20 protein-coding genes are annotated in these 22712 nt (G+C 62.0%); 4 read left to right on the forward strand and 16 right to left on the reverse strand.

Annotation, left to right across the window (positions count from 1 at the left end):
* Positions 1-78 precede the first annotated feature (78 nt).
* Positions 79-675, reverse strand: a complete 597-nt coding sequence (petA, locus tag ACK4OE_RS07355) for a ubiquinol-cytochrome c reductase iron-sulfur subunit (RefSeq protein ID WP_409884033.1) — start codon at positions 673-675, stop codon at positions 79-81.
* Positions 676-821: 146 nt separating this feature from the next.
* On the opposite strand from petA, the gene mscL reads away from it, so the two are divergent.
* Positions 822-1250: a large conductance mechanosensitive channel protein MscL gene (mscL, locus tag ACK4OE_RS07360; RefSeq protein ID WP_409884034.1), complete on the forward strand. Its 429-nt coding sequence runs from the start codon at positions 822-824 to the stop codon at positions 1248-1250.
* A 124-nt stretch (positions 1251-1374) separates the two neighbouring features.
* On the opposite strand, the gene pdxA is transcribed toward mscL, so the two are convergent.
* The 5 genes from pdxA to ACK4OE_RS07385 form a co-directional block, all read right to left on the reverse strand.
* Positions 1375-2403: a 4-hydroxythreonine-4-phosphate dehydrogenase PdxA gene (pdxA, locus tag ACK4OE_RS07365; protein WP_409884036.1), complete on the reverse strand. Its 1029-nt coding sequence runs from the start codon at positions 2401-2403 to the stop codon at positions 1375-1377.
* An 83-nt stretch (positions 2404-2486) separates the two neighbouring features.
* Positions 2487-3254: a Nif3-like dinuclear metal center hexameric protein gene (locus ACK4OE_RS07370; protein ID WP_409884038.1), complete on the reverse strand. Its 768-nt coding sequence runs from the start codon at positions 3252-3254 to the stop codon at positions 2487-2489.
* Positions 3255-3341: 87 nt separating this feature from the next.
* Positions 3342-5354 (reverse strand): TRAP transporter large permease subunit, encoded by a 2013-nt coding sequence (locus ACK4OE_RS07375; protein ID WP_409884040.1) that lies wholly within the window; start codon positions 5352-5354, stop codon positions 3342-3344.
* Complete coding sequence (locus tag ACK4OE_RS07380) at positions 5354-5974, reverse strand: TRAP transporter small permease subunit (protein ID WP_409884041.1); 621 nt, start codon at positions 5972-5974, stop codon at positions 5354-5356. Before ACK4OE_RS07380 ends, ACK4OE_RS07375 begins: the two co-directional genes overlap by 1 nt.
* 141 nt (positions 5975-6115) lie before the next feature.
* Complete coding sequence (locus ACK4OE_RS07385; protein WP_409884042.1) at positions 6116-7234, reverse strand: TRAP transporter substrate-binding protein; 1119 nt, start codon at positions 7232-7234, stop codon at positions 6116-6118.
* 279 nt (positions 7235-7513) lie between these two features.
* On the opposite strand from ACK4OE_RS07385, the gene ACK4OE_RS07390 reads away from it, so the two are divergent.
* Positions 7514-8662 carry a trypsin-like peptidase domain-containing protein gene (locus tag ACK4OE_RS07390; protein ID WP_409884043.1) on the forward strand — a complete coding sequence of 383 codons (1149 nt, stop codon included), beginning with the start codon at positions 7514-7516 and terminating at the stop codon, positions 8660-8662.
* Between the two features lie 219 nt (positions 8663-8881).
* Here ACK4OE_RS07390 and tatC read toward each other — a convergent pair whose 3' ends face one another.
* The 10 genes from tatC to galE all read right to left on the reverse strand — a co-directional run bounded on the left by tatC (position 8882) and on the right by galE (position 15510).
* The gene (tatC, locus tag ACK4OE_RS07395) at positions 8882-9676 is read right to left on the reverse strand and encodes a twin-arginine translocase subunit TatC (RefSeq protein ID WP_409884044.1); all 795 of its coding nucleotides are present in this window, start codon (positions 9674-9676) and stop codon (positions 8882-8884) included.
* 62 nt (positions 9677-9738) lie between these two features.
* The gene (tatB, locus tag ACK4OE_RS07400; RefSeq protein WP_409884045.1) at positions 9739-10209 is read right to left on the reverse strand and encodes a Sec-independent protein translocase protein TatB; all 471 of its coding nucleotides are present in this window, start codon (positions 10207-10209) and stop codon (positions 9739-9741) included.
* 49 nt (positions 10210-10258) lie between these two features.
* Positions 10259-10495, reverse strand: a complete 237-nt coding sequence (tatA, locus tag ACK4OE_RS07405; RefSeq protein WP_409884046.1) for a Sec-independent protein translocase subunit TatA — start codon at positions 10493-10495, stop codon at positions 10259-10261.
* A 106-nt stretch (positions 10496-10601) separates the two neighbouring features.
* Positions 10602-10958: a histidine triad nucleotide-binding protein gene (locus ACK4OE_RS07410; protein ID WP_409884047.1), complete on the reverse strand. Its 357-nt coding sequence runs from the start codon at positions 10956-10958 to the stop codon at positions 10602-10604.
* Between the two features lie 56 nt (positions 10959-11014).
* Entirely contained in the window at positions 11015-12058 is a 1044-nt protein-coding gene (locus ACK4OE_RS07415) for a patatin-like phospholipase family protein (RefSeq protein ID WP_409884048.1), read from the reverse strand.
* Positions 12051-12437, reverse strand: coding sequence for a DUF4870 family protein (locus ACK4OE_RS07420; protein ID WP_409884049.1), 387 nt, complete (start codon positions 12435-12437; stop codon positions 12051-12053). The genes ACK4OE_RS07415 and ACK4OE_RS07420 overlap by 8 nt, the downstream gene beginning before the upstream one ends.
* Positions 12434-12808 carry a phosphoribosyl-ATP diphosphatase gene (locus ACK4OE_RS07425; protein WP_409884051.1) on the reverse strand — a complete coding sequence of 125 codons (375 nt, stop codon included), beginning with the start codon at positions 12806-12808 and terminating at the stop codon, positions 12434-12436. The genes ACK4OE_RS07420 and ACK4OE_RS07425 overlap by 4 nt, the downstream gene beginning before the upstream one ends.
* A 20-nt stretch (positions 12809-12828) precedes the next feature.
* Positions 12829-13227 carry a phosphoribosyl-AMP cyclohydrolase gene (hisI, locus tag ACK4OE_RS07430; protein ID WP_409884102.1) on the reverse strand — a complete coding sequence of 133 codons (399 nt, stop codon included), beginning with the start codon at positions 13225-13227 and terminating at the stop codon, positions 12829-12831.
* 305 nt (positions 13228-13532) lie between these two features.
* On the reverse strand, positions 13533-14333 hold the full coding sequence (gene hisF, locus ACK4OE_RS07435) for an imidazole glycerol phosphate synthase subunit HisF (RefSeq protein WP_409884053.1): 801 nt from the start codon (positions 14331-14333) through the stop codon (positions 13533-13535).
* Between the two features lie 163 nt (positions 14334-14496).
* Positions 14497-15510, reverse strand: a complete 1014-nt coding sequence (gene galE / locus ACK4OE_RS07440; protein ID WP_409884054.1) for a UDP-glucose 4-epimerase GalE — start codon at positions 15508-15510, stop codon at positions 14497-14499.
* 521 nt (positions 15511-16031) lie between these two features.
* Between galE and ACK4OE_RS07445 the strand changes: the two genes are divergently transcribed.
* Positions 16032-18806, forward strand: a complete 2775-nt coding sequence (locus ACK4OE_RS07445) for a bifunctional glycoside hydrolase 114/ polysaccharide deacetylase family protein (RefSeq protein ID WP_409884055.1) — start codon at positions 16032-16034, stop codon at positions 18804-18806.
* The gene (locus ACK4OE_RS07450) at positions 18766-22680 is read left to right on the forward strand and encodes a tetratricopeptide repeat protein (RefSeq protein ID WP_409884056.1); all 3915 of its coding nucleotides are present in this window, start codon (positions 18766-18768) and stop codon (positions 22678-22680) included. The genes ACK4OE_RS07445 and ACK4OE_RS07450 overlap by 41 nt, the downstream gene beginning before the upstream one ends.
* Positions 22681-22712 lie beyond the last annotated feature (32 nt).

Consider the following 22712-nt stretch of genomic DNA (forward strand, 5'->3'; position numbering starts at 1 on the left):
TCTCGAACCAGTTCGTGACCTTGGCGCCTGCCGAGGCGTTGGGGGAGATTTCCTTGAATTCAGCCATGTCGATTTACCTCAGGCCTTCTTGTCTTCGCCGATCAACAGCAGTGTGTCGGACAGGTACATGTGCGGCGGCACTTCCAGATTGTCAGGCGCCGGCTTGTTTTTGAAGACCCGGCCAGCCACATCGAACGTGGAACCATGGCAGGCACACAGGAAACCACCATGCCAGTCATCCGGCAGGGATGGCTGAGGACCTGTTTGAAATTTGTCGCCAGGCGAGCAGCCCAGATGGGTGCAAATGCCCACACCCACAAACACTTCTGGTTTGATGGAGCGATGCTGGTTCTTGGCGTACTCGGGGGTGGGGTACGTATTGCGATCCGACTTGGGGTCAGCCAGTTGCGGCTCAGTCTGTGCGAGGGACTCCAGCTGCTTGGGAGTGCGCTTCATGATCCACACGGGTTTGCCACGCCATTCGACCGTCAGCTTCTCGCCGGGCTGGAGGGCCGAAATATCCACCTCTACAGCGGCACCGGCCGCTTTGGCTTTTTCCGAAGGCTGGAAACTACTGACGAAAGGCACTGCAACGGCCACTCCGCCAGCGGCACCGGCACATCCGGACGCAATCAGCCACGTCCTTTTACTGGTGTCGACTGGTGTGTCACTCATGGGGATCCTCGGTAAACATCGCTATTGTTTGGGTCAACCGCGAATTGTAGCGGAGTGAAAATGGTTATTTCAATGCGTTGAGTGCCTTGACAGGGCATTGGGCTTGAGGATACTCCGGCATCGCTATTTACAAACGAGGGAACATCATGGGAATGATGCAAGAGTTCAGGGAGTTTGCGGTCAAGGGCAACGTGATTGACTTGGCAGTGGGTGTCATCATCGGAGGCGCGTTCGGCAAGATCGTGGACTCGGTGGTCACTGACCTGATCATGCCGGTGGTGGGCCTGGTGTTTGGCCGGCTCGACTTTTCCAATCTTTTTGTGGTGCTGGGTACTGTCCCCGCAGGCACCGCCATGACGCTGGACGCCCTGAAGAAGGCGGGCGTGCCCGTTTTTGCCTATGGCAACTTTCTGACCGTCGCAGTCAACTTTGTCATCCTGGCGTTCATCATTTTCATCATGATCAAGCAGATCAATCGCCTCAAACGCGAAGCCCCCGCAGCGGCGCCAGCGCCTGCGGCAACCCCTGAAGACATCGTATTGCTGCGTGAAATTCGCGACAGCCTGAAGAAATAGCCCGAGTGGCCTTGCTGTAAGACCAACAGCGCCACGGGGCCGCCCGTGCAACCAGCCACCCGAATGGCGCCGCTACCCTCTTGATAGCTACTACCGCTTACCCCATAAGCGGTAGCACTCAATTTCATTCACAAAGTGCACGGGCCATTCGGATTGCCTCGATCAGGCTCGCGGGGTCCGCCACGCCCTGCCCCGCAATGTCGAACGCGGTGCCGTGGTCAGGGCTGGTGCGCACCAAAGGCAGGCCGAGCGTCACGTTCACGCCCTTGTCCACACCCAGGTACTTCACCGGGATCAGGCCTTGGTCGTGGTACATCGCGATCACCACATCAAACTCACCCGGGTGACCCGGCGTGCTGCGCGCGCGCATGAACACGGTGTCTGGCGCTAGCGGGCCCGACACGTCCAGCCCCTGGGCACGCGCGGCGGCGATGGCCGGGGCGATGACGGTGGCCTCCTCATTGCCGAACAACCCACCCTCCCCCGCATGGGGATTGAGACCCGCCACTGCGATGCGCGGTGCGCGGCCCAGGCTGCGCAGCAGCGCGGTGTGGGTGATCAAGAGCGTCTGCAGCACATTGTCGTAAGTGACCGCTGCAATCGCGTCGCGCAGCGACATGTGGATGCTGACCAACACGGTGCGCAGTTCGTCGTTCGCCAGCATCATGCGCACGGGCATTTGCGTCAGCGCAACGCCCTGGTGTGCGGTGGCCTCGGCCTGCAGCAACTCGGTGTGCCCCGGGAACGCCACGCCCGCCGCGGACAGCGCCTCTTTGTGCAGGGGCGCTGTCACCAGGGCCGCCACATCCCCACGCAGCGCAGCACGCGCGGCCCATACCACGCTGTCGGCGGCGGCGCGCCCCGCGTCTGCGCTGACTTGTCCCCACGGTTGAGGCCCCGCAATGCCGGGCAACTGAAACACAGGGATACAACGCGGCAGCACATTCAAGGCGTCGGCCGGTGCTGCAATCTGTGCAACAGGCACCATCGGCACGCCCGGTCGCGCAATTACCTGCGCAGCGCGGCGCAAGGTGGCTACGTCGCCCACCACAAAACACCCGCGCAGATCTGCGGGCGCATCGCGGAACGCCTGCGCCACGGTCTCGGGGCCAATGCCGGCGGAGTCGCCTTGGGTGATGGCAATGATTGACATGAAAATACGAGTCAAATTGGCCTCTAGCGCTTATCCATAAAGCGCTAGCAGCTATAAATAAGTGAGTGATTTCAAAACCACTACTACGCCGGGTTGTCGATTTCGATGAACTGGTGGGTCACCCCGCACTGTCCGGCCACAGCCTCCGCCACTGCGGGCGCGCCGTAGCGCTCGGTGGCGTGGTGTCCGGCGGCGATAAAGCTCACGCCCATCTCGCGCGCCAGGTGCGCCTGGGGTTCGGAGATTTCACCGGTGATGAAAGCGTCAGCGCCGGCCGCAATGGCTGATTCGAAGTAGCCCTGCGCGCCCCCGGTACACCAGGCAACGCGGCAGATGGGGCGCTGGGTATCGTCACCCGCCGTGCCAGGCTGCACCAGCGTGACCGCACGGCCCAGCGCCTGCGCGACGTGGTCGGCTAACGCCTGCCCGTTTGCGAAGGTAGCGGGCGCGGCAAAGCCCAGGTCCTGCTCGCCAAACCGCGCGTCGGCCACAAAGCCCAGCACGCGGCCCAGCTGCGCGTTGTTGCCCAGTTCCGGGTGGGCATCCAGCGGCAAGTGGTAGGCGTACAGGTTGATGTCATGCGCCAGCAGCAGTTGCAGGCGCTGCTTCATCCAGCCAGTGACGCGGCCATCCTGCCCACGCCAGAACAGGCCGTGGTGCACAAAGATGGCGTCGGCTCGGGCCGCAATGGCGGCCTCGATCAGCGCCCGGCTGGCCGTCACGCCGCTCACGATGCGAGAGACCTCGGCCTTGCCCTCTACCTGCAGGCCATTGGGGCCGTAGTCTTTGAAGCGCTCGGGTTGCAGCAGGCTGTCAAACGCCTGCAAGAGTTCGGTGCGGGAGATGCTCATGCCGGTATTGTCGCCGCCGCACCATCGCGCAAGCGAACAAGGCGCAGCGGGGGCGCCTTGTTCAATTCGGGGCGGCTCAGGCGCCCGTCACCGGTAAAGCACCTGCGGCAGCCACAGGCCGATGGCCGGGAACTGGTACAGCAACACGATGGCCAGAACCTGGATGCCCATGAAGGGCAACATGCCAGCAAAGATCTGGTTCAGCGTCACATGCTTGGGTGCCACGCCCTTGAGATAAAACGCACTCATCGCCACGGGCGGGCTCAAGAATGCGGTCTGCAGGTTCAGCGCCACCAGCAGGCCAAAAAACAACGGGTCCACGCCAAAGTTGTCCAGCAGCGGGATGAAGATGGGCATGAAGATCACGATGATTTCCGTCCACTCCAGCGGCCAGCCCAGGATGAAGATGATGACCTGCGACAGCACCAGGAACTGGGTCTTGGTAAGGTTCATGCCCAGCACCCACTGCTCTACCAGCTCCTGCCCACCCAGCAGCGCAAAGGCCGCCGAGAAAATGGCCGACCCCACAAACAGCCAGCACACCATCGCGCTGGTCTTGGCGGTCAGGTACACCGATTCCTTGACCACGCCAAAGGTGAGCTGCCGGTAGGCCGCCGCCAGCACAAAACCACCGAACGCGCCCACAGCCGCCGCCTCGGTCGGAGTAGCCAAGCCAAACACGATGGAGCCGAGCACCGACAGGATGAGGATGAGCAGCGGGAAGAAGCTGGACAGCAGCATCTTGAACACTTCCAGCCGCGCGTGGCTCAAGATGCCGTAGAACACCGCCAGCGCCAGCGCCCCCACACCCAGGCCAATCCAGTAGCCGACGGGCGCTGGCTGGGACGTGGCTGCAGGTGCCGATTCACCAGCCCCATCGCCAGCCGCCGGGGCATCTGCCGACCCAGGAAGCGCGGCAAGCCCATCGGCTGCGCCTGGGGGCTCGGCCACAGCGTCGGTCGGCGCTGCAGCGGGCTCCGCACCCGGCGGTTCCGCCACGCCGTCGGCCTCATCGCCAGGGGGCTCCGACAGGCCCGACCCGCTGGGCTCGGCAAGCCCCCCGCTGTCGCTGCCTTGGGCGTCTTCGGTCGACCCTGCACCCATCGGCTGCAGTCCTTCGTAGGTCTCGACCACGGTGACGCGGGTTACGCTCTGGTAGCTGGACACGGCCACCACGGCAAACAGCAGTGCGGGAAGCAGGGCCACGCCAAGCTGCCCCAGCAGGTAGCGTGTAGACACGGCCTGGTTGCGTTTGCCCTTGAGCGCGTTGACCAGATTGCCCACAGCCCATCCATCGGCCGTCGCACCAATCGCCTTGAGCCCAGGCGGCAGCGGCACCACCCGCTGCGCCGCAGACAGCGGCGGCGCCCACTGCGGCTTGATCTTGGCCATCAGCACCACGTACAGGATGTACAAACCGGCCAGCATGATGCCCGGGAAAAAAGCGCCCGCATACAACTGCACCACCGACACCCCCGCCGTGGCGCCGTACACGATCAACAGCACCGAGGGCGGGATGAGAATGCCCAAACAGCCGCCCGCCGTGATGACCCCGGCTGACAGCCGCACGTCGTACCCGGCACGCAGCATCTGCGGCAAGGCCAGCAACCCCATCAACGTGACCACCGCGCCCACAATGCCCGTGGCAGTGGCAAAAACAGCACAGGTCACGAGCGTGGCAACACCCAGCGACCCGGGCACCCGCGACAACGCCAGGTGCAGGCTGTGAAAGAGCTTTTCGATCAGGTTGGCACGCTCGACCAGATAGCCCATGAAAACAAACAGCGGGATCGAGATCAGCACGTCGTTGCTCATCACCGAAAACGCACGCTGCACCATCAGGTCCAGCGTCTGCTTCATCGCCCCGGCCGCCGTCTGGTCGCCTGAGTGGTAGGCAAAAAAGGCGAACAACATGCCCATGCCCATCAGCGTGAACGCGGTGGGAAACCCGAGCATGATGGCCACCACCACCAACGACAGCATCAACAGGCCGTAGTGGCCGTTGGTCATGGTGTCCACGCTGAACACCATGGCGAGCGCCGCCACAATGATCACGCCCATCAGCGTGAAGCCGAAATACAGTTCCTTGCGGATCTTCATCACTGGCCGCCTTTCTTGTTCACCACCAGGCTGTCCAGCGCTTCAATGTCGGCGTCTTTGACGTGCACCATCTGCTTGAGCTTGTCGACATCCACCTCCTCCACATCACCCTCCCGGCGCGGCCATTCGCCGGTGCGGATGCAGATCACGCAGCGGATGATTTCCACCACGCCTTGCAGCAGCAAAAAGGCGCCGGCCAGCGGCACCACAAACTTGAATGGATATACCGGCAGCGGGTCGGCGTTGAAGGTCTGCTCCCGCATGCCCAGCGAGTCCTGAAAGAAGTACCAGCCCGCGTACGTCAACGCCACAATGCCGGGCAAAAAGAACACCACGTACAGCAGGAGATCGATCCACGCCTGCGTGCGCGGCTGGAAGAACCCATACAGCACATCGCCCCGCACATGCCCGCTTTTGGCCAGCGTGTACGCGCCCGCCGTCATGAACAGAAAGCCGTACAGCATGATCTGTGCGTCCAGCACCCAGGCATGTGGGGTGTTGAGGACGTAGCGGGAGAACACCTCCCAGGTGATCAGTGCGGTGAGCGCAATCACGCTCCAGGCACAGGCTTTGCCGAACCAGGTCGAGAGCCGGTCGACGGCCAGTAAAAGTTTTTGCATGACATACCTATGGCGGAACACAAAAATGGGCGCCAAGTGGCGCCCATGGGCAACGCAGCCCGGGTCGCCGCAGGCGGGGACATCAACGTCTCCGGCGCGGGGCCCGCACTGCGCAGCCCGCAAAGGGCCGCAGCCTGTCCGTCAGCTCTTCTTGGCTCCGCGGCCAAAGTAATGGTTGTAGGCCATCTTGAAGTCCACGGTGTAGTCGTTCTGCCATTGGCCTGCACGCTGCGCGAACGCTTTTTGCGAGTCCAGGATCTTCTTGAACATGGCGTTTTCACCGCCCTTCTTGGCCATGATCTTGTCCCACGCTGCCAGCTGGCCGCGCAAGATGGCGTCGGGGGTCTTGTAGAACTTGACGCCCTGCTTCTTGAGCTCGTCATAGTCCTTGGAATTACGCTCGATGGCCTTCCAGCTCATGTCCGCGCTGGCGGCCTGCACGGCGTAGTCGATGATGGATTTGAGCTCGGCTGGCAGCGCCGCAAGCTTGCCCTTGTTGAACAAAATCTCAAACTGCTCGCCGCTCTGGTGAAAGCTTTGCAGCATGCAGTTTTTGACCACATCGGGGAAGCCCAGCAGGCGGTCAGACGAGGCATTGTTGAACTCGGCGCCGTCAATAAGCCCCCGGTCCAGCGCAGGCACGATTTCGCCGCCGGGCAGCGGGTTCACCGCGGCGCCCATGTCGGTGTACATGTCCACAGCCAGCCCCACGGTGCGGAACTTGATGCCCTTCATGTCCTCAGCCTTGGCAATCGGCTTCTTGAACCAGCCAAACGGCTGGGTCGGCATGGGGCCGTACAGGTACGACACCACATCCAGGTTCAGGCTTTTGTAGATTTCTTCGAGCAGTTCCTTGCCGCCGCCGTAGTTGTGCCAGGCCAGGAGCATGTTGGGGTCCATCCCGAACGAGGGCCCCGAGCCCCACAGCGCCAACGCAGAGTTCTTTCCATAGTGATAAGCGACCACGCCGTGGCCACCATCGAGCGTGCCTTTGGCCACCGCCTCCAGCAGCTGGAACGCAGGCACTACTGCGCCTGCGGGCAACACCTCGATCTTGAGGCGACCGCTGGCCATGTCGTTGACCTTTTTCGCGAAGTCCTGGGCGTACTCGTGAAAAATGTCTTTGGCCGGCCAGGTGCTCTGAAAGCGCAGACTTGTGGTCGTCTGCGCCGTGGCGACCATGGGGGCGCTCAGGGCGCCCGCTGCGACGGCTGCGCCCTTGAGCAGGCTGCGACGGCGCGAGGTGTTGCTATGCGTCATGGATGTCTCCGTAATGTTGATGCAATCTACTGTTGCAATTTCATTGTCGGCATCGTCAGCGCCCGCCCTACAGGGTTTACACCATCCAGAAAATGACCAAACCGGCAAAAAGGGTGAAAAAAATCTCACACCATCTCTTTTGGCAAACCGGTCCAGAGCCCGCACAACTGAATGCCCCGTTCGCGGCGAGACCGACCGTTCAGCGACAATCATTGATAGACCGCCCCAGGGCGACCACGCGTTCTCACATACCCTTTTCCCGAGTCACCCACACACACCATGAAGCGCATTTGGCTCCTCTTCTCGCAGGCTGTGACGGTGTTTGTCGCCGCCTACTTTGTTGTCGCAACCTTGCAGCCAAGCTGGCTGGGCCGGGGCGCGACACGCTCTGGGGCCGGGATTGCGCTGATCGAGGCGCCCGCCGCACCCAGCTCGCTGCCCGCGGCGGGCAGCTTCAGTGCAGCGGCCCGCAAGGCATCGCCAGCGGTGGTCAGCATCAACACCAGCAAGGCGGTGCGCCACCCGCGCAGCAATGACCCCTGGTTCCAGTTCTTCTTTGGCGACCAGGGCAGCCAGTCACAGGCCGGGCTGGGCAGCGGCGTGATCATCAGCCCCGACGGCTACATCTTGACCAACAACCACGTGGTCGAAGGTGCCGACGAAATTGAAGTGACGCTGACCGACAGCCGCCGCACCCGCGCCAGCGTGATCGGCACCGACCCGGACACCGACCTGGCCATCCTGAAGATCGACCTCGATAAATTGCCCGTCATCGTGCTGGGCAACTCCGACCAGCTCGACGTGGGCGACCAGGTCCTGGCCATTGGCAACCCGTTTGGCGTGGGCCAGACCGTGACCAGCGGCATCGTGAGCGCCCTGGGCCGCACACAGCTCGGTATCAACACGTTTGAGAACTTCATCCAGACCGACGCTGCCATCAACCCTGGCAACTCGGGCGGCGCGCTGGTGGATGTGAACGGCCATCTGATGGGCATCAACACTGCCATCTATTCACGCTCGGGGGGCAGCATGGGCATCGGGTTTGCCATACCTGTGTCCACCGCACGCCAGGTGCTGGACGGGATCGTTAAGGACGGCCAGGTGACCCGCGGCTGGATCGGCGTGGAGCCCAACGAACTGTCGCCCGAACTGGCCGAGACTTTTGGTGTGAAAAAGGCCACCGAAGGCGTGATCATCACCGGCGTACTGCAGGATGGTCCCGCCGCCCAGGCCGGCATGCGGCCGGGGGATGTGATCGTGAACGTGGATGGCAAAAAGGTGAGCAACGTGTCTGAGCTGCTGACAGCAGTAGCTGCTCTGAAGCCCGGCACGGACTCTGCGTTCACGGTACAGCGCGGCGACGCGATAGTAGAGCTGAACATCAGCCCCGGTGTGCGGCCCAAGCCCCAGCGCAATGTAAGAAGGTAAAGGAGTAGGAGTGCCCTGAGGGAGGCGCCTCCAGCGGCCGGGCAAAGCCTGTTCCGCAGTGGCGCTGGCAATCGGGACGCACCAGTTTCTCAGTGCGGTGCACACAACACCGCAGGAACATCGATGACGATTTACCTAGCCCAGACAGCTATAAAAGTCATAGCTTCCAGCGCTTACTGGACAAGCGCTAGCAGCCAATTTGGCTAGTAATTCAAGGCGTCAGGAATTAGAGGCAGGTTCGCTGCCCTCTTCCGGCGCCTTGGTGTGCTTGATGAAAACCTGCGCGGCCCAAATGCCCACCTGGTACAAGATACACATCGGGATGGCCAGCGACAGCTGTGACACCACGTCGGGCGGCGTCACGATAGCGGCGATTACGAACGCCAGCACGATGAAATAGCCGCGAAACTCGCGCAGCTTTTCGATGCTTACCACACCCATGCGGGCCAGCACGACCACAGCAATCGGCACCTCGAACGCCAGGCCAAACGCCAGAAACATGGACAACACAAAGCTCAGATACGCCTCGATGTCTGGCGCCGCTGTAATGCTCTTGGGCGCAAAACTCTGGATGAACGCAAACACCTGGCCAAAAACCAGGTAGTAGCAAAACGCCACGCCGATGAAAAACAGCAGTGTGCTGGAGATGACCAGCGGCAACACCAGCTTTTTCTCGTGTGAATACAGGCCTGGCGCCACAAAGGCCCACACCTGCCACAACACAAAAGGCAGTGCCAGCAAAAAGGCGGCCATCAGCAAGATCTTGAGCGGCACCATGAACGGCGAGATCACTGAAGTGGCAATCAGCGTAGCGCCCTTGGGCAGGTGCGCCACCAGGGGCGCGGCCAGAAAGTCATACAGCTCGCCAGGGCCAGGAAAGAAGAACAGGATCGCCGCCGCAATGCCGATGGCGATGATGGCCTTGACCATCCGGTCGCGCAGCTCCATCAGGTGCTGAACAAACGGCTGCTCGCTGCCGGCCAGCTCGTCTTCTTTGGAAGGGGTTTCGGACATGGTGGGTTTTCGTGGGCGTCAGGGTCGTCGCCCGTACAGCGCGTGGAGCGCTGCTGGCTGCATCAATGGAATTTTTGGGGACGGTAACGGGCCACACGGGCCGCGCCAGACTGCGCCTTGGTGCGCACGCCGCTTTTGGACTTGTACCACTGGGGTACGGCACCGCGCTTGAGGCGCCAGTTTTTGCCGGGGTGCTTGTAGGCGGGCACTACGGCGCTCTGGTCCTGCAGCGCTGCGTTGGCCTCGCTGGCAGTACCGGTGGCGTCGGCCCAGTCTTTTTCAAACTCGCTGGCGCTGGTCTGGATGGAATTTTGCACATCGCGTGCAGCGCCTTCCATCGTGTCCTTCATCTTCTTGAGCTCATCAAGCTCCATGGACCGGTTGACCTCGGACTTCACGTCAGCCACGTAGCGCTGCGCCTTGCCCAGCAAAGTGCCGACCGTGCGCGCCACGCGTGGGAGCTTCTCGGGTCCGATGACGATAAGTGCCACCGCGCCGATCAGCGCCATTTTGGACAGGCCAATATCAATCATGAACGATCAAGCGGCGTTGCCAGTACGGGTGCCATGAATGGACGCCCGCTCAGCTTTTTTGCTTGGCTTCAACATCGATGGTGGTCTTGTCAGCCGCTTGGCTGTTGGCAACCTGGCCAGCGGGAGGACTAGCAGCCGCGTCAGCCGAACCGTCCTTCATGCCATCCTTGAATCCCTTGACGGCGCCTCCGAGGTCAGAGCCCATGTTCTTGAGCTTCTTGGTGCCGAAGACCATAACGACGATCAGCAGCACGATCAGCCAGTGCCAGATGGAAAAAGAACCCATGGAATATCTCCTAACGAATTGCAATCATTTTAGACGGGGGGCGTGACAGGAGTTCACCGCCCAGACACAACTGCGGGAATCTCCCTGCACAACCCGTCAGCCTGGTTCAGCCTTTGAGCCATGGGCGCGGGCCGCCCATCACGTGCACATGCAGGTGATGGATTTCCTGCCCACCTTCAAGCCCCGTGTTTACCACGACGCGAAAGCCACCTTCCGGGTACGGGTTGCAGCCCTGCTCCAGCGCCAGCCTGGGGGCCAGCGCCATCATGCGCCCCAGAACCCCGGCGTGCTCAGCGGTGACCTGCGCCATCGAAGGGATATGCGCCTTGGGCACCATCAAGAAATGCACCGGCGCCCAGGGATGGATGTCGTGAAAAGCAAAAATTTCTTCGTCTTCATAGACCTTCTTCGAAGGAATCTGGCCTGCGATGATTTTGCAGAAGAGGCAGTTCGGATCGTGCATGGTAAGGAGATGAAGATACAAAGGGCCGTATGCGGCAGCGAGGTCACCGCAAACGCTTAAGCATTGTCTGTGATCTTGATCGTGGGCCGCACGCCCACATCCTGGCGGTGCGCATGCAGCCATTCCTGCCCGGCGGCTCGCCCCAGATCAAACAGTTTGCGCACAAAGGCCATGTCCGCGCGGGTCTTGCTGTCGGCACCAAACGGGGCCAGCACGGCGCCACCGTCGATGCGGTGCATGCGCACGCTTTTGTAGCGGCGCGCATCGAGCTTGCCTTCGGCCAGCAGGCGGCGCACAAACTCGATGGCGCGCAGCTCGGCCAGCAAGCTGGCGTTGAAGGTCACCTCGTTCATGCGCTCCATGATTTCGGGGCCTGAATGGGGCAGGTCCAGATGTTCGATGGGGTTGATCTGCACCAGCAGGATGTCGGAGGTCTCGGTTTGGTAAATCAGCGGGTGCAGCGCCGGGTTGCCCGAGTAGCCGCCGTCCCAATAGTGCTCGCCCTCGATCTCCACCGCCTTGAACAGCAGCGGCAGGCAGGCCGAGGCCATCACGGCGTCCGCACTGAGCCGCGGGCCCGAGAAGATTTCCCCACGCCCGGTGCGAACATTGGTGGCGCACACAAACACCGTCGGCCCGCCCGCGCCGCCGTGGGATCGGCGCGCCGCGCACAGCAGGTCAAAGTCCACCTCGCGCTCCAGCAGGCGACGCAGCGGGTTGATGTCGAGCGGGTTGGTCTGGTAGGGCGACAACCACTGACGCATCAGCCCCATCATCGGATTGGCTGCCGACAAGGGCGTGCCGCGCAGCAGGCTGCCCAGCGTGCCCACGCCCTCCCACAAGCGGGTGAGCGTCTCGCGTGCCTTGGCGCACCCCGCCAGGTGCGCTTCGTGCGGGTCTTTGTATTCATGCGCCGCGTGGGCAAAACCGTGGGCCATGGCCACAGCGTTCATAGCGCCTGCGCTGGTGCCGCTGACACCATCAAACTGCCACTGGCCGTCTTCCAGCAGCGCATCTAGCACGCCCCAGGTCAACGCGCCGTGCGAGCCTCCGCCCTGCAGTGCCAGGTTCAGGCGCTGAAGGGGCGCTGATTCAGGCATCCACCGCCTGGTTCTTGCTCATGGCCAGCATGCCGCGCACGATGCGGTACAGGAACCACAGAGAGATCACGATCCACGCAGGATTGAAAAGCAACAGACCAAGCAACCAGAACGGAAAGGTGACCAAATACAACACGCCCGCCCAGACCACGGAACGGATGCGCCACGAGAAATGATTGGCCTGCCAGGTGCCTTCGGCGTCACCGCGTTTGACCAGGTCGAGCACCAGCGCAATGATCAGCAGCAGCGCGCTGGCCTGGGCGCCGGGCAGCACCGCGCCCACCGCCACGATCAGGTGCAGCACATAGCTGACCCATCCGATGTTCTTGAGGCCCTGTGCCTTTTCTTCGTTGCTCTGCACATCAATGATGTCGTTCATGGGGACCCTTCCTCAGCGGACCGCGCAACGGCCTTGCGCAAGGCTTTTTCCTCGATGCCGCTGGTACCTTCGCGGCGCTCCAGTTCGGTCAATACATCTGCGGGCGTCAGGCCATAGTGCGCCAGCGCGATCATGGAGTGAAACCACAGATCGGCCACTTCATAAACGATCTTGGATGTGTCTGCGCCATGGTCCACATCCTTGGCCGCCATCACCACTTCGGTGGCTTCCTCGCCAATCTTCTTCAGAAAGGCATCCGGCCCCTTGTGCAGCAGGCGCGATACGTAGCTCTTGTCCGGATCGCCGCCGTTGGCGGGCTTGCGGCTTTCAATGATGGCAGCCAGGCGCGCCAGGGAATCGTTGGAACTCATGGTCTTCTCGTCCATTACCATTACTTGTAGATGGATTCGGGGTCTTTCAAGACCGGTTCAACCGCATGCCATGCGCCGTCCTTGAGCACGCTGAAAAAACAGCTGTGGCGGCCGGTGTGGCAAGCGATACCGGGCTCATGGCCCAATTGCGTCACCTTGAGCAGCACCACATCGTTGTCGCAATCCAGGCGGATCTCATGCACCGTCTGCACGTGGCCGGATTCTTCGCCCTTGAACCACAGCTTTTTGCGCGTGCGACTGAAGTACACAGCACGGCCCAGTTCTGCCGTTTTCTGCAGGGCCTCGCGGTTCATCCACGCAAACATCAGCACGTCGCCCGTGCCCTGCTCTTGCGCAATCACGGGCACCAGGCCCTGCGCGTCCCATTTCACATCGTTGAGCCAGTTCATGCGCGGGATTGTCGGTTATTTGAATGACCTGCCCGTCTGCGGGACGAGGCGATTGGAGGTCAAATGGGACTCTAGCGCATATGCAGCAAGCGCCAGCAGCTATCAAATTGAGAAATCACCCCATAAAACAGGGCGCTGCAGCAAGGCCACCGGGCACCACACAGTGCGCCCTGTGAGGTGCAACATGCACTACAAAAATAATAGCTACTATCGCTTACCCATCAAGCTTTATATCCTGTTTTTATCCAAAATTCACACTGCAACGCTGAAACGACCCATCGTCAGCGCCCAGCCAGCGCCGACGAACCGCTTCATCACAAACGCACCGGAATGCCGCGCTCGGCCATGCGGGCCTTGGCCTGGCCCACCGTGTATTCGCCGTAATGGAAGATGCTGGCCGCCAGCACCGCGTCGGCACCGCCGGTCTGGATGCCATCGGCCAAATGGTCGAGGTTGCCCACTCCGCCCGAGGCGATCACGGGCACGCTGACCGCGTCGCTCACGGCACGGGTCAGCTCCAGGTCAAAACCAGCCTTGGTGCCATCGCGGTCCATGCTGGTCAGCAGGATTTCGCCCGCGCCGCGTTGCGCCATCTCGGTGGCCCAGGCAACGGCGTCCAGGCCGGTGTTCTTGCGCCCGCCGTGGCTGTATACATCCCAGCCTGCACCCACGGCCTGGCCGTTGGCGCCGATGCGCAGGGCATCCTCGGCCGAGCGGCGTTTGGCATCGATGGCCACCACGATGCACTGCGCGCCGTACTTGGCAGACACGGCGTTGATCACGTCGGGGTTGGCGATGGCGGCCGAGTTGAAGCTGGTCTTGTCGGCACCGGCATTGAGCAGCCTGCGCACGTCTTCGACCGTGCGCACGCCGCCGCCCACGGTGAGCGGAATGAACACCTGGCTGGCCACGGCTTCGATGATGTGCAGGATCAAATCGCGGCCATCGCTGGTGGCGGTGATGTCCAAGAAGGTGAGCTCGTCCGCGCCCTGGGCGTTGTAACGTGCAGCGATCTCTACAGGGTCGCCTGCATCGCGCAGCTCGACGAAGTTGACGCCCTTGACCACGCGGCCTCCGGTGACGTCAAGGCAAGGGATGATGCGTTTGGCAAGCATGGCGCGTGAAAAAAGTGGGTTGAAGTGGAGGGATGCAGAGCGGACCGCTCGTCGGAATGGCAGGCAACCGGCAAAAGGAACACCGCGATGCCGCATTTTCTGCCCGATTGTCCACTCTCTGATGCGCCACGAGCTGCACGGTCAGCTCTGCACTCATCCTGAATCAGTCTTGCAGGCTTGCAGCGACGCCACTTTGCCAGCGCCATGCGTCGTCGCACATGCGCTGGATTCCATGCTGGGCGCGCCAGCCCAGCAACTGCTCGGCCAGCGCCGGGTCTGCCCAGCACTGAGCAACGTCGCCGGGCCGCCGTGCTACCACCTGATAGGGCACGGGGCGGCCACTGGCTTGCTCAAACGCCTGGACCATCTCCAGCACCGAAACCGGTTTGCCGGTGCCCAAATTCACTGTCAGAAGCCCCGCGTGGTCGCGCAGGTAGCGCAAGGCCGCCACATGGCCATCCGCCAGATCACACACGTGGATGTAGTCGCGCACGCCGGTGCCGTCGGGCGTGGGGTAGTCGCCCCCGTATACGCTCAGGCGCTCCCGCAGACCCACGGCCACTTGGGCCACATAAGGCAGCAGGTTGTTGGGCACGTCCTGGGGGTCTTCGCCAATCAGGCCGCTCTCGTGTGCACCTACGGGGTTGAAGTAGCGCAACCGCGCTATGCGCCAGAGCCCGGGCTCTGCCGCTTCCACGTCGGCCAGCACCTGCTCCATCATGAGCTTGCTGGCACCGTATGGGTTCTGTGTGGACAGGGGTGCGTCCTCGCGAATGGGCAGCGACTCAGGCTCGCCATACACGGTGGCGGACGAGGAGAACACCAGGGTTCGCACATCGGCTGCCTGCATCGCACGCAACAGGGTCACCGTCCCAGCCACGTTGTTGTCGTAGTAACGAAGAGGTTCACGCACCGACTCCCCCACCGACTTGAGCGCGGCAAAGTGCACCACTGCGTTGATCGGATGCTGCGCAAAAACCTGTCGCAGCAAGTCGGCGTCGCGCACGTCACCTTTTACGAGCGCTACGGATGTCCCCGTGATGCGCTGCACCCGCTCCAGCACAGACGCACGGCTGTTGCAGAAGTTATCCAGCACCAGAAACGGAATGCCTGCCGCAGCCAAAGCCACACAGGTGTGGGAGCCGATGAATCCAGCTCCACCAGTTACAAGAATCACAGACCAATCTCCTAAAAAAATGATGCACGCGCTGGTTGCGCCCGCGTTTTACGCCACCCACGCGCAGTCCATCACAGCGTTTATCCCCTAGCCAAGTACTCACCCGCGACAGACCATTGCAAACGATTGTCAACGCACGTTCACGGCCTTCGTCTCGCACGGATACTGCGACATGTCTGGAAATGAGCCCCCAAAAAGTCCAGTTCATTTGGAAAACGCCGGGAGCTTGAATCCAGAACGCCGCCCTGTGCGTACCCGTGATATCCGGCGACCCACTGGCGCACAAAAAATACACATTCAGTAACAGATTGTCATAGATTTCAACTATCAATACACAGCTATTCTTGGCGACCAACGCGGGCTCCTGCCTCAGTAGACCCGCTTGTACTTCTGCTGCCACTGGCGGCGGTTCGGCAGCCAGATCTCTCATTCAAGCCACCGACTCCATGTTTCTTTCGCTGCGCCAGACCCTCAGGTGGGCCTTGTGTCTATTGACCTTCTTTACATTCGGCGCCCCCGCGATGGCGACACCGGCCGTCGCACTGCATTACAGCCACCACGCGCCGTTGGAGGATCTGAAGCTGTTTGACATTGTGGTGGTGGAGCCGGACCACGGCCACGACCCCGTTTCCTTCAAGAGCAAGGGCAGCGAACTGTATGCCTATGCCTCTGTGGCCGAGGTGCAACCTACGCGCAGCTACTTCAAGGATCTTCCACTCCCCTGGCAAATGGCGCGCAACGGCCAGTGGAACTCGGTCGTCATTGACCAAACACCCCCTGAATGGCCTGCGTTCTTTGCCGACCGGGTTATCGGGCCCTTGTGGAAACAGGGTTATCGCGGTTTCTTTCTAGATACGCTCGACTCCTACCGACTGGCCAGCAGCTTTGATGAAAATGCTCAGCAGGATGGCCTGGTCCGTGTGATCGAAGGCTTGCACCAGCGCTTTCCGGGCATCAAGCTCATTGTCAACCGGGGTTTTGAGGTGATGCCCCGCCTTCAGGGCAAGGTCGAGATGGTGGCGGCAGAGTCGCTGTACCGCAAGTGGAACGCCGGCAGCAAGCGCTACGAAGAAGTATCTGAATCCGATCGCCAGTGGCTGCTGGCACAACTCAAGACCATCCAGGAGCGGGACCGCATCCCGGTGCTTGCCATCGACTATGTTCCCCCGCACGACCGCACACTTGCGCGGGATACCGCAGCACGCATCCAGACCCACGGCTTCATCCCTTGGGTGAGCGACAGCGATCTGTCCACCGTCGGCATCGGCAGCGTGGAACTGGTACCGCGCCGCGTGCTGATGGTCTTCAATGGCGCCGAGTCTCCCGCCCTCAACTACAGCACGGCCCACCGGTTTCTGCAGATGCCACTGAATCACATGGGCTATGTGGTGGATTACGCCGACATCCGCAGCCCCTTGCCCCGCGGTATCTACCGCGACCGCTATGCGGGGGTAGTCACTTCATTCGCGGGCTTCATTCCCGGCGCACACCGGGCAGAGCTGACGCGGTGGCTGCATGACCAGATGGCTGCAGGCATGCCGGTGGCCATTGCGGGAGACTTCGGGCTTCAGCCAGACCGGTCATGGGCCGACAAAGCGGGCATTCAGGCCCAGGGCTTTACCCTTCAAGGCGCGCTCCGTGTCAGCCAAAGTCACGCCATGATGGGGTTCGAGGTGGAGGTTCCGCCCACCGACAAAGACTATTTACCCATTCGACTGGTGGGCAAGGCGGCCGATCAAGCAAAGCCGCTGATGGAGTTCAAGGACGAAAAGGGCCAGACGTTTGTGGGCGGTGCGCTGACGTCCTGGGGTGGTTTCATCAACGACCCCTTTGTTCTGGCGGACATCCCTGGCACGGACCAGAGCCGGTGGGTTGTCGACCCCTTCGCCTTCTTTACCCAGGCGCTGAAACTCCAGCCCCTGCCCATTCCAGACATCACGACCGAAAACGGCCGCCGCCTGTTGCTGGCACACGTGGATGGCGACGGTTTTCCGTCGAGAGCAGAGTTTGCTGGCAGCCCGCTGGCGGCAGAAGTGCTGCTCAAAGAGGTGCTGGAGAAATACAGCATCCCGCAGACCGTGGCCATCATCGAAGGCGAAACAGCGCCCCACGGTCTTCACCCGGCATTGAGTCCGCAGCTGGAGGACATTGCGCGGCGCATGTTCCGCCTGCCCCACGTAGAGGTCGCCAGCCACAGCTACTCGCACCCGTATTTGTGGGACACCAGTGTCAAGCATGGCCTGTTCGCGGAGAACAAAGAGGCTGCCCTTAACATGGCCATTCCAAATTACGCGATGGATCTCAAGCGGGAGATCGCAGGCTCGGTGGACTACATCCGCCAACAGTTGGCGCCCAGCGGCAAGCCAGTGAAGGTGTTTCAGTGGACCGGCGACACCGCACCCAATGGACGCGCCCTTCAGATCGCCTATGAGGCGGGGCTGATCAATATCAACGGAGGTGACACGTTCATCTCGAAACTGAACCCCTCGCTGACCGCGGTTGGCGCGCATGGCATTACCAAAGATGGCTACCTGCAGGTGTACGCGCCCATCACCAACGAAAACATCTACACCAACTTGTGGGGCGGCCCTTTTTATGGCTTCACGCGAGTGATCGAGACCTTCGAGATGACGGACAAACCGCGTCGCATCAAACCGGTGGGCATTTACTACCACACGTACTCGGCCTCCAAGCCCGCAAGCTTGCGCGCTCTGCGCAACGTCTATGACTGGGCCTTGGCACAGCCGCTGCACCCTGTGTACACCTCGGACTACATCCGCAAGGTGCAGGACTTTCACAGCTTAGCCCTCGGGCGGGATCGCCAGGGGTGGCGAGTACGAAGCAATGGACACCTGCGTACGCTGCGCCTGCCGAGCGGGATGGGAACGCTGGTACCCAAAGGCAGCGTGGGTGTGGCAGGCACCCGCGAGGGCCAGGAAGGCGCCTACGTGCACCTGACCGGGGACAAGGCTTGGTTCCAGGTAGCGAGCAGTGCTGCACCTGCCACCGACTCCACGCCAACTGCCGACACGCGCGTGCCTGTCTCACTGCATGAAGCGAATGCCCGCATTGCGAGCTGGTCGGTCAGCCCTGACGGACTGACCACCGACTTTGCCCTGCAAGGCCATGTGCCGCTGCAGTGGAGCATGGCCGGCATGGGCGACCACTGCCAACTTCGTGCCGACAAGCGCGTGATTCCTGCCCAAAAACTGCCTGCGACAGCGCGCTCCAACCTTCGCACTTACCGACTCTCCGATGCTTCCGCGCAAATCCAAGTTACCTGCGCAGTCCGTTGAGCGCCCGGTTCTGGCCCCCCATTGGCTGACGGCGATGCTCGCCACCATGGTGGGAGGATCGCTTTGGCTGATGTATCCCCGCCAGGATCTGGAGCGGCGCCTTACAGCGTCGCCGAGTGACTCGGGCCTGTCATACGTCTACCTGAGCAACCTGCTGCGCAGCGACCCGGAGAATCCACGCCTGCAAGCGCTCATGGCACAACATGAAGCCAAGGAAGAAGCGGCCCGGCTGGCGCGCGAGGCCCAGGAAGCACAGGCTGCAGAAATGCAAAGCGCCAACCCATGGACGCTGTGGAACGCATCCATGGACGAGTACCACGCAATCGATCCGCAGGACACTGAGCGGCGCAGCGCCGCTCGCGCCGAACTGGTGCAACGTCTGAACACCCTGCTTGCCAGCGACGTTCCAGCTGGCATGTTGCCACGGCTGGCTGGCCAAGCCTTTCAACTGGACGAACGGGCGCTGGGCATACGCCTGTATCAGCAGATGGCTGCCGCGACCAAGGTGCCCAGCGAAGCCTCGCAACTGTATCGCCGTGCCGCGCGGGAATCCCTGGCCATGTCAGCCCATGCCCAGGCGGCTGACCTGTACCTGATGGCTCGCCGGACCACCACCGACCCTGACGAGGCGAAATCACTCTATCTGGACGCGCTGGCCGCCATGCAGGCATCGGGCAAACCGGCTGCAGCGCTGACACTGGCCCAACGCGAATTGGGCACGCTTGAAAATGACCCACAGGTACTGCGCGCCCTCGTCGACTTGGCACGCGCAGCCGGAAAGCCCGCAGTGGCGGAGCGTTATGTGAAGAGGCTGCTGCAGCTGGCGCTGCTCCAGCAATGGCAACTACAAGGCGTCGCCCACGCGGCTTTGGACAGCGGATATCAACAGATGTCGGCTACCGCGCCTGCGATGCCCGCTGTCGCCGGCAAGTACGAAGACCGCGCCTACCTGCTGGACCAGACCTTTCTGCACCACCCGGATGACATCGGCGGGCGCATGGTGCGCACGACCCAAGCCGGCACCGACGCCAAGAAATCCGGACCTGGCATTCCGTTTGACGACAAGACCTACACGCTGGGATACCAGGTGTTTCTGGAAAACCGCAACCTCGAAGACGCCTGGCTAGTGGCCCGATCCGCCGTGCAGCAGTCCCCGGGAGACCTTGCCTGGAGAGAGCGGCTGGCCCGCGTGGCAGAGTGGACACAGCGTGGCCCCGTTGCCTTGGAGAACTGGCTGGTGATCGCACGGCGAACCCAGAAGAACGAAGCCTGGCAAACCGTACTCAGACTGGCGCCGGGGCTGTTCGACGATGAGGCGCTGATCGAGGGGCTGCGGTACGAGCTGCGCAGGCAACCACACAACCCAAAATTGGTGCGAGAACTGGTGCTGGCCTACGAGCGCATCGGCACGCCCCAGCCAGCCATCGATTTCCTCATCCAGCAACCTGCCACCCCGGCCAACCTGGAGCTGCTGGCTGAACTGGCCAGCCGGGCGGAGGACCTGGATTTGGCGCTCAAAAGCTGGGAGCAACTGTTCAAGGACCCCGAGCAATTGACTCCTGATCGTGCCATGCGCGCCAGCGTCCAGGCCCTGCTGCGCGGGCGCGCGGCGTTGGGAATGTCTTGGCTGGAGGCGGCGCGCAAGCGCGTTACAGAGTCCACCGCTGATGCAGCAGACTTCTGGCGAATGACGGGCCAATTGGCTGAGAAACAACGGCGCGATGCCACAGCGCTGGAAGCCTACCGCGCACTCCTGGCTACCGACCAAGCCGACATGGGCGACTTTGACAGCCTGTCCCGGCTTTTGAAGACCGACCACCCGGCGCAAGCGGCTGATGTGGACCTGCTGGCATGGGACCGTTTTGGCGAGCCCCGTCACCTGGTCTCAGCCCTGACCTTTTTGGTGAGCCGCAGCCAGTGGCCTGCGGTGAAGAGCCAGTTGCAGCGACTCAACCCAGACCCACAGGCCAGCCGCTACCCGCTGCAACCGCTGCTGAAAGCCCCTGAATTCCTGCGCCTGGCAGGCCTGTACCACCAGAACACGGGAAACATTCAGAAGGCCGTGCAGATGTTCGAGTCTGGGCTGCGCTTGGCGCCCGAGGACGCTGCGATGAAACAAGCCATGATCTGGTTGTTCATCGATGCCAATGACAACGTAGCGCTGCGCAAGCTCCTGTCGCTGCATGAAGCCGCCTGGAGCAAGAACCCGGAAATGCACGATGCGCTGGGATCAGCCTACCAAGCACTGTCTTTGCCAGCGGTGGCACTGGAGCGGTACTTTCGCCCACGCATTGCAGCCAACCAGGAGGACTTCCTGTGGATGATGAACTACGCGGACGCTCTGGACCAGAACCAGGAAACCGACAAATCGTGGCGCCTGCGCAAGCATCTGCTGTCGCAGGAATGGGACAAGGCCCAGGTGGGCAAGCGGCTGACACGGGCACAGGCCCGGCAACGCTGGCTGACAGAAGGTGGACTGGAAGAAGCGCAGCGTAATGCGCGGGCCCGGCTCATCCTGCAGCAAAAGCCCGGGGACGCGGGGCTGGATACGCTGCGCGAGCTCCTGCGGCTGGACCGCGATGCACAGGGCAACTACTCGAACGCCGCAGCCGAAACCGCTATCGGCTGGTTCCAGGACGCAGGTGAATACACCGCAGAGCGCGCGTTCTTGTGGCACCAGTACGCGCGCAGCCAGAGCCTGCGTGCCAATCGGCCGCTCTGGGCCGATATCACGGTGGCATTGGCCGAAAAAGACCTTGCCGCAACCGGCCAGTTGCTCGATACCTTTGGCGAACGGCTGCCGCGCTATGACCGGGTCAATGCGGCTGCGGCGGTGCTGGACGTGCGCATGGCGCAGACCGTGGCGTTTGAAACCCAGGAAGACCAGCCGGACGACAACCCGCTGCACTTGCAGCTCACAGAAAACCTGCTCGCTTTCAGCGACCATGCAGGGGCCAAAGTCGTATCGCGTGACCTGCGTGACTTGCGTGAGACCGAAACATCCGTCACCCTGCACCTGGCGCTCACACCACGGCTCTCTCTGGATCTGGGCGCCGAGCGCATTGAGAGGGTGGCAGGGCTCACACAGCAACTGAGCAACCCGTCGCAAGAACGCAGCGTGCGCATGGACCTTCGCTGGCAGGACAACGACAGCACCACCCTGCTGCACATCGCCCGCCGCGAGAGTCTGACCAGCTACACACCCGTTCATCTGGAACAGGAATGGCGTATCGACAATCGCCTGAGCCTGCGCATGGACGTTGGCATGCAGTTGCCAACACAGGAAAGCACCGTAATGCGCATGGCTGGCATGAAGGACCGGGTCGGAGTGAGCCTGCGCTACCAGGCATCGCGCCTGGACCAGTTCACGGTAGAACACTGGCAGGAGCGGTACAAGCTGCAAACTGGCGGAGCCATTGGCAGCGGGCGCCACTCAGCTCTGTCGTACACGCACACCTACCGCCTGGACGTGCCCACCCTGGACTTTGGTGTTTTCTGGTCGAACCACACCTACAACCGACGCGACCCTGCGGGCCTGTCGGTTGCCGACATGGCCTTTACCCGCTATCTGCCCCCCTCGGTCACCCAAGTGAGCGAAGGCTACTTCCTGCCGGAAAACTTCAGTTTTTACGGGGTGCAGATGTCCACCAACACGCGCTTCGAGCGCGACTACACCCGCGCGTTCTTGCCGTACGCCAGCGTGGCGCGGACCTGGCACAGCAAGCAGGGAGCGGGCTACAGCCTGCGCCTGGGTATCGCTGGCAGCGTTCTGGGCGGCGACCACCTCAACCTGAACTGGGGCCTGGTACGAGGTGGCACCCAGACCCTGGGGCTGAACCGCGAAATCCAGCTCAACTACCGAAAACACTATTGATGACCCCGCAAGAAAGGCTTGTCCGATGAACA

Source organism: Acidovorax sp. (assembly GCF_046314175.1).
Lineage (GTDB): Bacteria > Pseudomonadota > Gammaproteobacteria > Burkholderiales > Burkholderiaceae_C > Acidovorax.